Here is a 16020-nt window from a genome sequence, read left to right as displayed (position 1 = left end):
GAAAATCAGTAAAGATAGCCCGGCAGATTTACACCAAATTAGCATATGGATAAAATGGAATCGAAAAAAAGCAGTTACCCCAAAAGTATTGGGTACATCATTGCCAATGAGGGTGCTGAACGCTTTAGCTTTTATGGCATGCGGTCCATCCTGGCCACCTTTCTGGTGTTCCATTTCTTTAACCCTACCATGAATGCGGCCTTGCAGGCTACAGCAGAAGCCAAAGCCAATGAAACCACACATTTTTTTGTATCACTGGCTTATGCACTTCCCTTCGTGGGCGGCCTGGTGGCCGATTGGTTCTTTGGGAAATACAAGGTAATTATCTATGTATCCGTGGTGTACTGCATCGGGCATTTGTGTCTGGCTTTATTTGATCACGACCTGGAGAAATTTAAATATGGCTTAATTTTAATTGCCATTGGTGCCGGAGGCATTAAATCTTGCGTTTCGGCGAATCTTGGAGATCAGTTTACGGCAAGCAACAAACACCTGATGTCGAAAGTTTATGGTTGGTTTTATTTTAGCATTAACGCCGGATCTGTATTGTCCACCATCCTCATCCCATTAGTTTATGACCGTTATGGTGCCAAATGGGCATTCGGAATCCCCGGAATTTTAATGGCTTTAGCCACGGTAATTTTCTTTCTGGGCAGAAAAACTTACGTCAATGTTCCGCCATCCGGTGTCAATAAAAACAATTTTGTGTTCATCTCTGTATACGCGCTAATCAACTGGCGGTCAAAAAAGAAAAAACAATCGTTACTGGATGTAGCGAAAGAAAAATTCGACCATCAGAAAGTGGAAGATGTCAAAACGGTTTATAATGTACTGGCGGCATTTGCTTTTATCCCGATTTTCTGGGCACTGTGGGATCAGAATTTGTCGGAGTGGGTGTTGCAGGCCACTAAAATGGACCGGCATATTCTCGGTATTCAATTCCTTCCTGAACAAATTCAAACTGTGAATCCATTTTTCCTGCTGTTATTTATTCCCATATTTAATTACTGGCTCTATCCATTTCTGGATAAAAAAGGGTTAAAAACAACACCGCTTAGGAGAATAGGTGCCGGCTTAGTGCTTTTGGCGGTATCTTTTACCATTATTGCATTGATCCAAACCAGCATTGATAAAGGGGCAAGTCCATCCATTGTATGGCAGATTCTGGCTTATGCCGTTCTAGCAGCGGCAGAGGTTCTGGTTTCTATTACCGGATTAGAATATGCCTATACACAAGCCAGTAATTCAATGAAAAGCACCATGATTGCCATCTGGTTACTTACCACCGCCCTTGGAAATCTCTTCACTGCTTTGGTAAACCGAAGCATCTCAAGCGGTGGTTTTTTTGCCCAGTTTAAGGGTGCAGATTATTACTGGTTTTTCATCGGCCTGCTCGGGATCTTTATTGTGGTGTATTTCTTTGTTTCGCCGAGGATTAAAGAAAGACAGGAAACCGAAGTTATACCAGTTATTCAACCTGAATTAAATTAGCAAATATGATTGTTCAATTATGTAAAAAACAAAGATGCATCTCCTATGCAATTTTCACCGTCGCAGGACTTCTTTTTACCTTAAGCACCAATGCGCAGGAGCAAAAAAGTGATGTAAAACCGCTAGCGTCGAACCTGGAGCAACTGTTGATTACGCGTCCGCCAGATTCACTGGGCTATCCAAAATTTTATGAAAAATATACAGATGCCTTTGGGATTCCTGTGGTTTCATCGGCTAAGGTTTCTGATGCGGCATTGTTAGTAGCCCGGGATATCATCAATTATATGCTGGTAAAAAGGCCGGATATCCGCAGTGCAATGATCAGTATGAAAGCCCGCCTGTCTATCATGGCCTGGTCTGAAATGCAAACTGATCTGCCTGAATACAGCAACTGGAAAAAACCGGCACTTACCGACGGGCGCCTTACCCCAACAGAAAAAGAAAACTATAACAAACCCGGTGGAATAGCAAGCTTAACGGACAAGGGTTACTGGAATCAGCGTGCCCGCGGGATGGGTGGGATTCAAACTTCCTGCGCGGAAGAAAATCTTTTGGGTTTCCCCGGAACAAAGTATTATGGCGAAAATATTATGGTGCATGAGTGGAGCCACAATGTCATGTCGGCCTTGCGGAAAGCCGATCCGGAGCTTTACAAGCAAATTGATGTGGCCTACCAAGCCGCAAGGAAAAAGGGCATGTATAAAGACCAGTATGCCATTAATACCGTTGCAGAGTATTGGGCAGAGGGTAGTCAATGGTGGTTTTGGTCGAATTATGAGTTTAACGATGGAAAAGTCAGGGTGCAAACCCCTGATGATTTGAAGGCATATGACCCAACACTGTATCATATTCTTTCACAGGTATATGCCGGGCATCATATTCCTGCAGACGTTTATTATGGTAGGAACATTCCTTTTGGCGGCCCGACAGTGAAGCATTGAGTGATAACTTTGAGCAAGTTACACAAATGGCATATGTGCGGGGGCATTCAGCAATCTCTCTTGCAAAATAGATTGCTTCGTCGGCTGAAAAAGCCTTTCTTCGCAATGACGACTAAAAGTCTCATTTCAAATTTACTTCTTCTGAAAAACCTTAAACCCTTTAAAAGCACCATAGCCAGCAATATCACCATAAGTTGCATGATAAACCCCAACTTCCAAAACCTCAGCCGCCAGATCATCACGTTTAACAGGGCTTCCGGGAAGATTTATCCAGTTCCTTCCATCACTGCTTCCCCGCATAAAAAACGTATTCCCAATCCGCTGGATTTGCAGATAGCTGTAAAAATCCCATCCTGAAAGATTATTGAACTGCCTCCGCCCTTTCGTACTCAGATCAGTGACGATATTGCCAATGCCCCAACCGGGCATAATACCATTTTGAATAAGTTTATGATTCGTCTCCGGTAGTTTCACCATGATTCCTGCCTCGTTCGCACCATAGGCTTTCTTTTTAGCAAGCCCAATGAGACCTGAAAGTTTCACTTCGGCAACAAAATCTCCTTTTAAATTAAGATATGCAAACGGGCCTGAATTACCCGAGCCATCCCAGGCGGTGTTATGGGAGATCATTTTTAACACACCATCCTGCTGAACAAGCGTATCTGCTGATCCCACGAAACCATCCCATGATGTCCCGGTTAATCCTTCTTTTGATCCCGGAATTGATTGAGCATTTCCATTCTGCCTTTTAGTGATCAATAGCGAGGAATCAGTTTTTACAGTAAGGGTGGACGAAGGTTCCGTTACATTTCCAAAATTATCTTTCACCTTCAGCATATATTGATAACTATGCTCCGGCTTCACGGAAAAATCAATAAAGGCGGCAGTATCATTCCACTTGGCCACACCATGATCTACATTGGTGAAGAGATATTGAAAAACACTACCGGGCAATTCCGGCCGGTCAGCTACCATGTATACCATATTAGGTGTAACCAACGCAGGAGTTGAAGCAAAGCTTGCCTTTAAATTCCTGACACTTTGCCTTTGCTTCCAAAAGTTGAACGCGTTTCTTCTGGAAAGCTCATCTAAACCTTTATCATAAATGAAAAAGGAAGATATTGCTGTCTGACCGCCTGATGTTTCCAGCAACAGCTGCTGGTTGTTCTGTATATTTGCTTCAGCTAAACGGGCATTGAGTTTCCCGTTGACAAAAACCTGAAACTTTCCATGTAAATAGTTGAAGATGATTTGCTGCCATTTACCATTGCCTAAAATGGCCATCTTTTTTCCGGCTCCAAAATAAAAACTGGCTTTCGAACCGCTGGCTGACATCATAGAAAAAACAGCACTGAATGGTTTGGTAAAATTCACTGCTTTGGTACTTTCGTCCGGCAAATGCAGCTGTGCGCCGTCATGTAATACAACTGAAACTTTCCCGGCCACATCTTTTACCTCCAAAAGGCCTTTGGTGTACAGTTCACCTAAAGCCGTCCCATGGTTTTTCCATTTCTTCAGCTTTCCATAATCAAGGTTCTTCGCATCTGCATACACCACTGCATGATTATCGGTTCCTTTGGCATAAGCTGTTGCTATTTCTTCAAAACTTAAGGGCTTATCATAAACTTTCAGTGCTGCGAGGGCTCCGGAAAATCCTGCAGTTCCATCTTCATTCCCACCAACCAGAAAGTGTGATAATTTTTTAATAAAAAGCATTCTTCGCGCAGCCCGATCCAGTTTCCCATCCACATAAATACGCTCCATTGTTCCATCAAAAACCATTACCATGTGGTGCCATTGATTTGCTTGAGGAACAACTTTGTAGCCTAAATCTGCCCAACCCAAATGAACCGCTGCACCAGAATTTTTACCGGAGCCATAACCTACAGAAACATTTGTAAGATCATCACCGCTTCTATCTGTCCAGGAAACCAGTGTTTCTTCTTTTTCAATTTCCGGATTAAGTACCCACATACTTACAGTGTAGCTGCTGTTGCCCAGCAAAGATGGCGGGGCCAAAATTGAAGAAGATAAACGTTCTTTTCCAGAAAACAGCAAGGCCTTCTTTCCATCTATCATCGTAACTATTGGTTTCGCTGTTCCTAAAGCAGAAAATGTACCGCCTGATTTCCCAGGATTTGGAATATTTTGAATGGCCGAACCGATACGGAGCTTGCTAAAATTCAAATCAATTAATAAACCCCTCGAATCAAAGCGCTGTAAAGATTCCCACTTTTTAACTGCTGTATTCATCACAGGCCGATAGGAGGCATCATCAAAAACCTGAACATTCCAGATAGCCTTGTTTAAACCGGGATATTCGGTGTGCAGAATGGTATTGCGTATATACCTGGCCTTCACGTTTCCAACATCAATTATCGGACTTCCATGTTGGGTATTGCGGCTTTTATCAGCATACCATTTCCAGGTTTTGCCATCAAGAGAATATTCAATTTTATACTGATAATACCAGGTGGCATACTCAAACTTGGTATGTACACTTCTAACATTCACGACCTTGCCCAGGTCTATCTGCAACCAGGCCGGTCCAATGTTGTTTTTTGGTTTCCAAAGCGTTCCGTTGTTATCGTCCACCGCATACTCAGCTTTAAAATCCTGGTCGTAAACAGATGATGCGGTTACTGTTTTTCCTAAAGCAAGGTTATCATGCGGATTTTCATTTTTTGCCAGATAACCAATCCCCGTATGTGTTGGTATCAGTTTTAGAATATTTCCCTTTTCGTCAAAAATAATTTTATCGGCTGCCACTTGCCTGTGGTAACCACCATCATTGTGCGGATTGTTGTGCCGGTGATAGATCAGATAAAAATCTTCACCCTGCTGTAATACAGACTGATGGCCTGGCCCATGCACCGTTCCATCATTATTGGTTGCCAAAATTGGGTTTTCAGCAGCATATTTGAAAGGCCCCATCGGATTTGTTGCCGTTGCATATTGCACCCGGTAAGTTCCATCTTCACAATAACCAGATGAATAAGTGAGGTAATAAATCCCTTTTCTTTTAAAGACAAATGGTGCCTCGAAAAAATCTTTTGCATCTGTATTGGGAATTTGAGCCAGTTTTGCAAATGATTTCATGTCTGCATTCAGCAAGCCAACGCCACAGCCATGGTTCGGGTAAATGCCCCAGGTGCCCCAATACATGTAATATTTCCCATCATCATCTTTAAAAGTCTGGCCATCAAGTGTAATGACATTAGGCACCAGAAAGTTAGGAACAATGGGTTTGCCTGGTGCCAATAGCGGAGTCCACGGCCCCACTGGTGAAGCAGATGAAGCACCAAAGATTTCTACGGGCTGGCAATAATAGAGGTAATATTTTCCATCAGGACCTAAAGTAGCATCTGGTGCCCAGTAATGATGGGTAGTCGGCCAGTTCATATCCTGCAGGGTCCAGTTCACAAAATCTTTCGAGGTCCAGACTTGCGAGGGTCCGAAACCACCGCCATTGCCATCTGTAGTTGCATAGATATAATAAGTATCTCCAATTTTCTTTACCGTGGGATCTGCAAAATAACCTGGAATAATCGGATTCCCATTTCCTTTTTTCAACTGTGGCGCTTGTGCCAAAGCAGATAAACTAAAAGAGCCGCTCAGAATGGATAACAGCAAAAGGTTTAGAACAATGTTTTTCATAATGATCAATTAATGTAAAAACCAACACATCCTTTGCCTCCCAACACAGCTGTACAGACCATTACTTTGCCGATGAAACCAGGTTTACATTTGGTGTTTCAGCCTTTAAAAGATGCCTGATAAAGAAATCCCTTTTGCGTCTTCGGCCATAAACGCCACCATCACTATGCCCCATCCCTGGAATGCTTAAAATATCAAAATCTTTATTGGCCTTAATCAAAGCATCAGCCAGGCGATAAGTAGATTCCGGCGGAACATTTTCATCGGCTTCGCCAACAATCAGAAATAAATTGCCCTGAAGTTTTGCCGCATTGGTAATGTTTGATTGTGCATCATAATGTTCACCTACCGGATAACCCATCCATTGTTCGTTCCACCATTGTTTATCTATTCGATTATCATGGCAACCACAGGCAGAAACCGCAGCCTTATAAAATTCGGGATGAAAGAGTAACGCACCGGTAGAATTCTGTCCACCGGCAGACGTTCCATACACACCAATTTTATTGATATCGGCGTTAGGATATTTTTTCGCCATGGCCTTCATCCATAAAATCCGGTCTGTGAAACCTGCATCAGCCAGGTTATGCCAGCAAACATCATGGAAGGCTTTTGAGCGGTTGGCTGTCCCCATTCCATCAATCTGAACAACAATAAAACCCAATTCTGCCAGGCTTTGCATTTCACTGGCTGGTAAAAAGCTCTTCGGCACAAAGCTATCCTGTGGACCCGCATAAATATTCTCGATAATGGGATAAGTTTTATTGGGGTCCATATGGGATGGCTTACAAACCACTCCCCAGATATCGGTCACCCCATCACGGCCCTTACTGACAAAAACTTCCGGCAATTTTACACCCGTATTTAAATATGGAGTAACATCACCATGCTCAATTTCCTGTAGCGGTTTTGTACTTGCCGTAACCTTCAATTTGGTTACAGGCGGGATGTTTACCTGCGAATAAGTATCGAGATAATATTTTCGATCAGGAGAAAAGCTAACATTGTGGTTCCCTACCTCTGGCGTGAGGTTAACCAATCCCTTTCCGTCGAAACCAATTCTGTAATAATGCATAAAATAGGGATCCTCACCTTTATTCATACCGCTGGCTTTAAACCAAACCTGGCGTTTAATGATATCCACACTATCCACATCACGCACTACCCAATTGCCTTTGGTGATAAGGTGTTGCTTACCTGAAATGCCATTGACAAGGTAGAGGTGCTGCCAGCCATCCTGTTCACTGGTATATAGGATTTCATTTGTTTTTGGGAGATAACGGGTATAAATCCGACTCTCGTAAATGAATGTTTTTGTTTTTTCATCAATAATGTTTCTTGTTTTTCCGGTTAATGCATCTACCTCAATCACCCTGAACCGCTGATGCCCCCGATCTGCTTTTTCATAAGTATAGTACCGGTTATTACGCCAGTGCAATGGCTGCGGACTAAAAAAATCAGTGGCTTCTACATCCACTTTCTTTGAAGTTTTAGTGTTCAAATCAAAAATATAGGGCTGGTAAGATGTAAAATCATCTCCCGGTTGCGCATACTCGCGAGATTTTAACTCTCCCCTGGTGGTTCCCGGAACAGAACTTAAAACATAATGGACTTTCTTAATTTCCTTCGGATCAGTTTTATAAGCCACCACCGTTTTTCCATCCGGCGACCACTCAAAATTTCCATAAGGTTTATCAGCCGTGCCATCCTTACTTATTGGCGTTTCAGTTTTCGATGCCACGTCAATTAAGATCAAATTCCCCCCACGAACTTCTATTTCACTTTTTCCGTCAGGCGATTGGCGCACAGTTTTGCTTCCCTCCCAACGCGAATATTTACGCTGCAAAGGCATTTTTGAATTATATTTAAAAATCGCTGTATCAGTAGCAGGCTTGATGCTATAATCATCCAGATTTACCTCATACCACTTATTTTGGGATTTCAGCTTTAAGGTATGCTGATCAGTGAAATAAAGCATTGAAAATGGTAACCGCATGGCCGATTGCTTTTGACCACTAACAGCCGATAGCCTCTGTGCAAGTTGTTCTGCATCGAAAGCAGATTTTCTACTGCCACTGGCCACATCCACATAAATATATTCCCAGTTTTTATTTGGAAGGTTTTTCTTATACCAAAAAGCTGTGCCATCCTTTTTCCAGAATGGAACAATGTCGTTATTAGTTGGAACATTACGTATGGCGGTATCCAGTTGACTGGCCCTTTGGTAGGCCTCAACAATGTCTGCTGCAGTTGGCGCATAAGGCTTTTGCTGTGCCAGAACAATTAAAGAAGTTAAGGAAAAAAAAGAAGCGAAGGCCATTTTTCCGATCAGGAAATTCATTTTCATCTTGCAGGGTTAAGCTGTAAATATAATTTAACAGGCAAAGAATTTCCCGTTATATTTTAATACATAACATGATTATTTTAACCGACTTAATATTTATTTAGCGGTATAAAGACGCTTGATCAGATAGTAGATCGGAATTCCAATCAGGGTAATGATTAAGCCCGGCCAGGTAAATTTTGGTTTAAATACGATGAGCAAAATACAGAAAGCCAAACCCATCAAAATATAAATAACAGGCAAAACCGGGTAACCAAAAGCTTTATACGGCCGCGCCGCATCCGGACGTTTTTTACGAAGAATGAAAATCCCAAAGATGGTGAGCATATAAAATCCAACCACCACAAATGAAATCATGTCAAGCAGATCACCATATTTCCCACTGAGACACCACAAGCAGGCAAAAACACATTGAATCCATAAGCCAAAGCCTGGAACCGAGTTCTTGTTAAGTTCGGCCACTTTCTTAAAGAACAGACCATCTTTCCCCATGGAATAATACACCCTTGCACCAGCCATGATCAGGCCATTATTACAGCCAAAGGTAGAAACCATAATCATCACTGCGATAGTAATGGTTCCGGCGGTGCCGAAAATATGATTCGCTGCAGAAACCGCCACCCGATCTTTATCTGCATAGGCGATATCGTGCAAGCTCAACACACCAGTGTACATTACATTGGTTAAAAGATAAAGTACAGTTACTATAATGGTTCCTAAGGCCAGGCTTAAACCAATATTGCGTGCCGGATTTTTAATTTCACCTGCAATGAAAGTAACATTGTGCCAGGAATCGCTGCTAAAAATTGACCCGACCATGGCTGCGGCAATGGCACCAAAAGCGGCTAGAGTTGTGTATGACGAGATTATTCCATCAGCATTTAACGATCCTAAATGCCACATGTTTTCCCAGTTTGCTTTCCAGATTCCTTTATCTAAAAAGAATAAACCAAATACAATCAGACCAAAAAGACTGAGCAACTTGGCCACGGTAAAGGTAGTTTGAATAGCTTTCCCGGCATTAACTCCTCTGCTGTTTACGTAAGTAAGTAGTACGATAACACCTATAGCCAGCAATTGAGCAGGAGAAATGGTGAAAAAGCCTAAATCTATAGCAACTAAATCTTCACTGAATGCAGGCAATAAATAAGCTGTAAATTTGGCAAATGCCACACCAACCGCGGCTATGGTTGCCGTTTGTATAACTGTGAAAAAACTCCATCCATATAAAAAACTGATGAGTGGGTTATAGGCTTCCTTTAAATAAACATACTGACCTCCGGCCTTTGGAAACATTGCACTCAGTTCACCATAACTTAAGGCCGCAGTAAGCGTCATAAACCCGGTAATTAACCAAACCACCAGCAGCCAGCCGGCACTTCCTACATTTCGGGTAATATCTGCACTGACAATAAAAATTCCTGATCCAATCATACTACCGGCCACTAACATGGTGGCATCCAACAATTTCAATGAGGGTTTGAAGTGGCTTTTTTCTTGTTCCATGGCATTTTTTGAGATTAATAATAGGATACACTCCACCCATCCGGTTAAAAACCAGAACTGTTTTAGGATTGAAATGTTAAGAATCGTATTGTTTGGAGAGGTAATTTGATTTCGCTGGCCAAAATCCTAAGATTGATGGTAAAGGGTTTGCAGTTTTATTTTTATATGAGTTCCCAATCAGATTCAGGATGACGGTTTCTTTTTCAAAAACAACTATGCTCCCATATAGCTCACCCTGCTTACCATATTATAGCTGTCTACATAAGCCCTTGGCGATTGGCCTATAATACTTTTAAATACCCTGTTGAAATTGGTGATGCTATTGAAACCGGCTTTATAAGCTACGCCAGAAATACAATCTGTTTTCGCTCCGGAAATCAGGCTTTTACAGGCATCATTAATTCTGACTTCGTTTAAAAAAGAGACAAAGGTATGGCCGGTATGTTTCTTAAAATAACGACAGAAAGCCTGTGGTGTCATAAACGCAACATTGGCGACATCTTCCAGGGTAATCTGGCTATTGTAATTTTCGGTAATGTAGCCAATGATTTTGCTTAAACGCATACCTTCATTTTCACTTACATTTGACGAATATAAATCAGAACATAAAGGAATGGTATCATCGCCGATAGATTGCAACGTGACCATTAATTTAACAAAGGCAAATAACAGATCGGTACCGGAAGCTTCCTGAACATCGATCATTTTAGCCAAAATTTCTTCGGTATATATAAAAGGCACCTTAAAACCATGTTTGTTTTTGGCTAAGAAAGCATTGGCTAGCTTCATTTCCGGAAGGGAAAACAGTGGTCCTAATTTTCCATTTGAATTAAAGTAAACAGAATATGATGCCACAGACCGCTCACTTTTACTTTGAAAATATTCCGGATTGCTTTTAAACAGGTGTGGAAGTTTTGCGCCGATGACAAAAATATCTCCGGGCCTGAAGGCGTGCATATCACTCCCGGCTATCAGTGTACCTTCTCCTCTTTCAATGTAAGTAATCTGCCATTCGTCGTGCCTGTGCAGATATTGATAAAAATAAGGTAGTTCAATGTGCTCAGAAATAACACTCTTGTCATCAGGCACAAGCATGGTAAATGGCAATACTTTCATGTGGTTGGTTGGTTATTTGTTGATGATTGAAGATAAGGATATTAACTGTAAAAATTAAAAAAAACCCATGTTAGGTTAAAATCCTGCTACAATGCGATAATATTCTACACAATATCAACGCAACCACTATCATTTTACATTATTAAATTGCCTGCTTAAACAGATTACGATCTGCTTACTAAAAACGGCTCTACTGACATTTGCAGCTTTTCTTCGGCAATGATCTGGCTGACCAGTAAACCGGTTGCCGGTCCAAGACTCAAGCCCATCATTCCATGACCCGTAGCAATAATTAAATTTTTTCTGTGTGTACTTCGCCCAATGTATGGTAATCCATCAGGTGACGAGGGTCTGAATCCATACCAGATGTCCTTTTTATCCGGAAGTGCCGGATGCAGATCAGGGAAATATTGAGGTACAGATTCTACAATCCCCTTAACCCTTTGCATATTTATACGGTTGTTAATGCTATCCAGCTCCATCGTTCCGCCGTATCGAATGCCACCATTCATGGGCGTAATGGCCACCCTCGCCTCGCATAGTAGAGCAGGAATGGTTAAGCGTTGCTTTGGTTCCGGTTCCATAAAGGAATAACCTTTACCAGGCATTAAGGAAATTTTTAAATCAGCCATTTTGGCTACAGCCGGAGACCATGATCCTGTAGCAATTACATATTGATCTGCTTCCCATGCTGTGGCACCAGTGAACACTTTCGTAATTTTATTTCCGGCCGATTCGATCTTATCTACTTCTTTTCCACTCACCAAAGAAACGCCATTACCCCTTAAATAAGTCAGTAAAGCATTCATGAGTTTGCCCGGATAGAGGTGGGCGTCACAACGATAATGAACGGCCCCCAGTACATCAAGATTTAAATCTGGCTGTAGTGCTTTACACTCGGCAGTACTTAAAACAGCCATATCCAGTCCAAGTGCTTTGGCTTTATCAGCCAGATGCGCTTCTTCTTCACCGGCTTGCTCCGTTTTATAAAAAGCTAAGATACCGTTATTGGTAAGTTCAAAGTTAAAACCCGGTTCTTTTGATAAATCTTCGTAAAGTTTTTTGCTTAAAAGGGATAAATCTCTGAGGGGTTCTGCAGATTGCGCGACATGCTTTTCAGTTGCATGTTTCATAAATTTCAGTCCCCAGCCAATGAGGCTTGGATTTAAAGATGGGCGAACGTAAAAAGGACTTTTACTATTGAACATCCACCGGATACCCTTGCTGAGCATTCCTGGTGCCGCCAATGGAATAAAATGACTGGGCACAATCATGCCGGCGTTTCCAAAGGAACAATTATCGCTTAAATCGCCTTTATCCAGAACAGTTACCTCAAATCCTTTTTTTTGAAGATAATATGCCGACGTGAGTCCAACAATTCCTCCTCCTATAACTAATACTTTCGACATTATACTTTTATTCTATAAAAACAATTACTAAATCACCTGAAATCCGTGCGCATAAGGATCATCTTCAGCATCTATCTTGATCGTGTTGTAACCGAAAACTTTTGCCCAACCTTCTACACTTGGAATAATGGCTTTAAAACCATCCAGTTCAATTTCTTCTTCTACCCTTCCGGTAAACTTGCTGCCAATAAAACTTTCATGGATAAAATCTTCTCCTTTTTTAAGTTTCCCTTTTGCATGCCATTGGGCCATACGGGCAGATGTGCCTGTACCACAGGGTGAACGATCAATGGCTTTATCTCCATAAAAAACTGCATTTCTGGCGGTTGAAGTTGGATCTAAAGTCGCACCTGTCCACAATACATGGCTGCAACCATTAATGGTAGCGTCTTGTGGATGAACAAAAGTATATTGCTCATTGATGCGCTTTCTGATTGTCTGACTCCAGGTGATGAGCTGCGATGCCGTATAATTTTCCAATCCCGGGAAGTTGGTTTGCGGATCAACAATGGCATAAAAATTCCCACCGTAAGCCACATCAAACGTCAGCGTTCCCAAATCCGGACATTCAATTTCCAGATTTTCTGCAGCCAGATAAGAGGCTACGTTTTTTAACTTAACAGATTTTACTTTTTTCCCTTCCTGCTTGTACTCAATCTGAACCAAACCTGCCGGCGCTTCCATTCTGATTACACCCGGAATTTTTGGCTGAATCAGTCCTTCTTCTATCGCAATCGTAATGGTACCGATGGTTCCATGACCACACATGGGCAGGCAACCACTGGTTTCGATAAAGAGAACAGCCACATCATTCTGAGGATCATGTGGCGGATAAAGAATACTTCCAGACATCATATCATGACCGCGGGGTTCAAACATCAATCCTGTTCTGATCCAATCAAATTCTCTCAAAAAGTGTTGTCGTTTTTCGCTCATATTGGCACCCACCAGCTGTGGCCCGCCACCTGCCACTAGCCTTACCGGGTTTCCGCAGGTATGCGCATCTACACAAAAAAAGGTTTTACTCATAAGTCTTTCGTCAATTGCTGGTTTACCATTCTAAAAATACCCAAAGGGTTCCCATCTTTTAACTCATCTGGCAAAAGATCTTGCTCCCAATCCTGATAAGCCAGTGGTCTGACAAAACGATAAAGTGCTGTAGAACCTACTGAGGTAAACCGGCTGTCGTTTGTTGCCGGGAATGGTCCGCCATGCTGCATCGCTGCACAAACTTCAACACCCGTTGGTACACCATTTAAAATAATACGCCCTGTTTTAGCTGTTAGCTTATGAATGAGTGACTGATATTGACTAAGCTCATTTTTATCGGCCATTAAGGTCACCGTAAGTTGCCCCTGCAATACAGCAATCACGTCTTCCAGTTCTTGTTGATCTTTCGCCACCACTAAAAGTGAATATGGTCCAAAGATTTCTTCCTGTAATTTTGGATTTTTGATGAAACTTGCTGCATCTACCTGTGCTACTTTCGCTTCAGACTGGTTTTGTAATGCTTCATTTTTCACTTCAGAAACCGCAAGTAATTCAATGCCATTTTCAGCAATGATGTTCGCTGAAAGTTTCGTATAATTTTTCGCAATTCCTTCAGTAAGCATAGTTGCAGATGGAACTACTGAAATTGCGGTAGCGATGGCTTGTTTAAATTTTTCAAGCCCCGGAGATGCAATAGCCAACATTAAACCCGGATTGGTGCAAAATTGCCCTGCTCCCAACGTAATGGATGCTGCATATTTTTTAGCGAGTTCTTCCGCCTGATTTTCTATCGCCTCCGGCAGCAATATAACAGGGTTAATACTTCCCATTTCAGCAAATACCGGTATAGGTTGTGGTCGTTGTTGCGCCAGATTAATCAGCGCCATTCCGCCATGGTATGAGCCTGTAAAAGTTACCGCTTTTGTAAGTGGATGTAATACCAGGGCCGCACCTACCTGATAGCCATCATCATACAGTAAAGAAAATACACCCTTTGGCATATCTGTTTTTTCTACGGCCTTCACAATGGCTTCACCAACTAGGGCACTGGCACCATAATGTGCAGGGTGTGCTTTAACCACTACTGGGCAGCCGGCAGCCAGGGCCGAAGCTGTATCTCCACCTGCTACTGAAAAAGCCAGAGGAAAATTACTGGCACCAAATACCACGACTGGTCCCATCGGAATCAGCATCCGGCGAATATCTGATCGGGGCAGAGGTTGTCTTTCCGGCAAGGCCGTATCAATAATTGCATCAACCCATGAGCCTTCTGCTACCAGGTTGGCAAAAAGCCTTAGCTGGCCGGTTGTTCTGCCTAACTCGCCTTGTAACCTGGGTAACGGCAAGCCACTTTCTGCAGATGCACGAGCCACCAAATCTTCTCCAATAGCCGCAATTTCATCTGCAATGGCATTTAAAAATGCTGCTTTTTTATCTTTATGGATATTTCTATAGGTTTCAAATGATTCGGTAGCCAATACCAAAGCCTCATTGATTTCCTGTTCACCGGCCTTACAAAATTCACCATCAAGCAATAAACCCGTTGCCGGATTTACTGCTTTAAGTTTAAGTTCAACGGCTTCTTTATAAGCGCTGGCCACTATATTTTTTCCGTTCATATTTGATTGTGTTATTTACCCCAGCTTCCTGCAGGTAATTCCGGACGAACAGCTAATGCGTCGTTAATAATTTTTAATACTTTTTCTCTTTCTGCGCCTTCAAGTGCTAAACGTGGCGCTCTTACCGCTTCCGTACCTAAACCTGTAGCTACTTCAGCAAGTTTAATGTACTGAACAAGTTTCGGATGAATATCCAATTCTAACACAGGCAAAAACCAACGGTAAATGGTTAATGCTTCCTGAATACGGTTTTCTTTAATCAGGTTAAAAATAGCGACAGTTTCTTTTGGGAAAGCATCAACAAGACCGGCCACCCAGCCATGGGCACCCATTACAATACTTTCCATAGCTAATGGATCTACACCTGTAAAAATTTTAAAACGATCACCAAAACGGTTGATTAACCGAGTTACGTTTGAAACATCCCTGGTGGATTCTTTGATGGCCTGTACATTTGGATATTTGGTCAGTACTTCAAACATATCCAGGGTTACTTCAATTTTATAATCAACAGGGTTGTTGTAAATCATGATGGGCAATGAAGTGGCTTCAGCAATGGCTCCGAAAAATGCCAATGTTTCATCTGCCGATGCATTGTAGCGCATTGGAGGCAATAACATTAGGCCTTGCGCGCCAAGAGATTCTGCCTTTTTTGCTACTTCAATTCCTTTTTTTGTGGTAGATTCTGAGATGTTTAACAGAACAGGCACACGACCGTTTACTACTTCTAAAGTGTGGGATAATAACCCGAATTTCTCTTCATCTGTTAATACACTGGCTTCGCCAAGTGATCCGCCAAGGATAATACCCTTTGCACCAGCTTCCAGCTGGGCTTCGATGTTTACATCAAAAGCAGCGAAGTCTAATTCATCATTTGCTGTAAATTTTGTCGTTACAGCCGGGAAAACCCCTGTCCATTTTATTGCCATTTTACTATTATTTTTTAT

Annotated in this window: 10 protein-coding genes; 2 read left to right on the top strand and 8 right to left on the bottom strand. The window is 42.1% G+C overall.

All coding sequences use genetic code 11. From position 1 onward, the window contains the following. The first annotated feature begins 54 nt into the window (after positions 1–54). Together CBW18_RS20210 and CBW18_RS20205 are read left to right on the top strand one after the other, a co-directional pair. A complete protein-coding gene (locus CBW18_RS20210; protein WP_253249103.1) occupies positions 55–1491 on the top strand; it encodes a POT family MFS transporter in 1437 nt (478 codons plus the stop codon). A gap of 5 nt (positions 1492–1496) precedes the next feature. Next, positions 1497–2432 carry a glycoside hydrolase gene (locus CBW18_RS20205; RefSeq protein ID WP_216359276.1) on the top strand — a complete coding sequence of 312 codons (936 nt, stop codon included), beginning with the start codon at positions 1497–1499 and terminating at the stop codon, positions 2430–2432. 132 nt (positions 2433–2564) lie between these two features. Here the strand turns inward: CBW18_RS20205 and CBW18_RS20200 are convergent, their stop codons facing one another. The 8 genes from CBW18_RS20200 to CBW18_RS20165 form a co-directional block, all read right to left on the bottom strand. After that, positions 2565–6089 carry a family 43 glycosylhydrolase gene (locus CBW18_RS20200; RefSeq protein ID WP_088303181.1) on the bottom strand — a complete coding sequence of 1175 codons (3525 nt, stop codon included), beginning with the start codon at positions 6087–6089 and terminating at the stop codon, positions 2565–2567. Positions 6090–6150: 61 nt separating this feature from the next. Then, a complete protein-coding gene (locus tag CBW18_RS20195; protein ID WP_253249102.1) occupies positions 6151–8436 on the bottom strand; it encodes a S9 family peptidase in 2286 nt (761 codons plus the stop codon). A 93-nt stretch (positions 8437–8529) separates the two neighbouring features. Beyond that, positions 8530–9939, bottom strand: coding sequence for an APC family permease (locus tag CBW18_RS20190; RefSeq protein WP_088303180.1), 1410 nt, complete (start codon positions 9937–9939; stop codon positions 8530–8532). Positions 9940–10152: 213 nt separating this feature from the next. Next, on the bottom strand, positions 10153–11055 hold the full coding sequence (locus CBW18_RS20185; RefSeq protein ID WP_088303179.1) for an AraC family transcriptional regulator: 903 nt from the start codon (positions 11053–11055) through the stop codon (positions 10153–10155). Between the two features lie 164 nt (positions 11056–11219). Then, positions 11220–12464, bottom strand: coding sequence for an FAD-binding oxidoreductase (locus CBW18_RS20180; RefSeq protein WP_088303178.1), 1245 nt, complete (start codon positions 12462–12464; stop codon positions 11220–11222). A 27-nt stretch (positions 12465–12491) separates the two neighbouring features. After that, positions 12492–13493: a 4-hydroxyproline epimerase gene (locus CBW18_RS20175; RefSeq protein WP_088303177.1), complete on the bottom strand. Its 1002-nt coding sequence runs from the start codon at positions 13491–13493 to the stop codon at positions 12492–12494. Further along, the gene (locus CBW18_RS20170) at positions 13490–15073 is read right to left on the bottom strand and encodes an aldehyde dehydrogenase (NADP(+)) (protein ID WP_088303176.1); all 1584 of its coding nucleotides are present in this window, start codon (positions 15071–15073) and stop codon (positions 13490–13492) included. Before CBW18_RS20170 ends, CBW18_RS20175 begins: the two co-directional genes overlap by 4 nt. A gap of 11 nt (positions 15074–15084) precedes the next feature. Continuing rightward, positions 15085–16002 (bottom strand): dihydrodipicolinate synthase family protein, encoded by a 918-nt coding sequence (locus CBW18_RS20165; protein WP_088303175.1) that lies wholly within the window; start codon positions 16000–16002, stop codon positions 15085–15087. Positions 16003–16020: the final 18 nt, after the last annotated feature.

Origin of the sequence: Pedobacter sp. AJM (assembly GCF_002197755.1) — a bacterium.
Taxonomy (GTDB): domain Bacteria; phylum Bacteroidota; class Bacteroidia; order Sphingobacteriales; family Sphingobacteriaceae; genus Pedobacter.
This window is presented reverse-complemented; position numbering and strand designations above follow the sequence as displayed.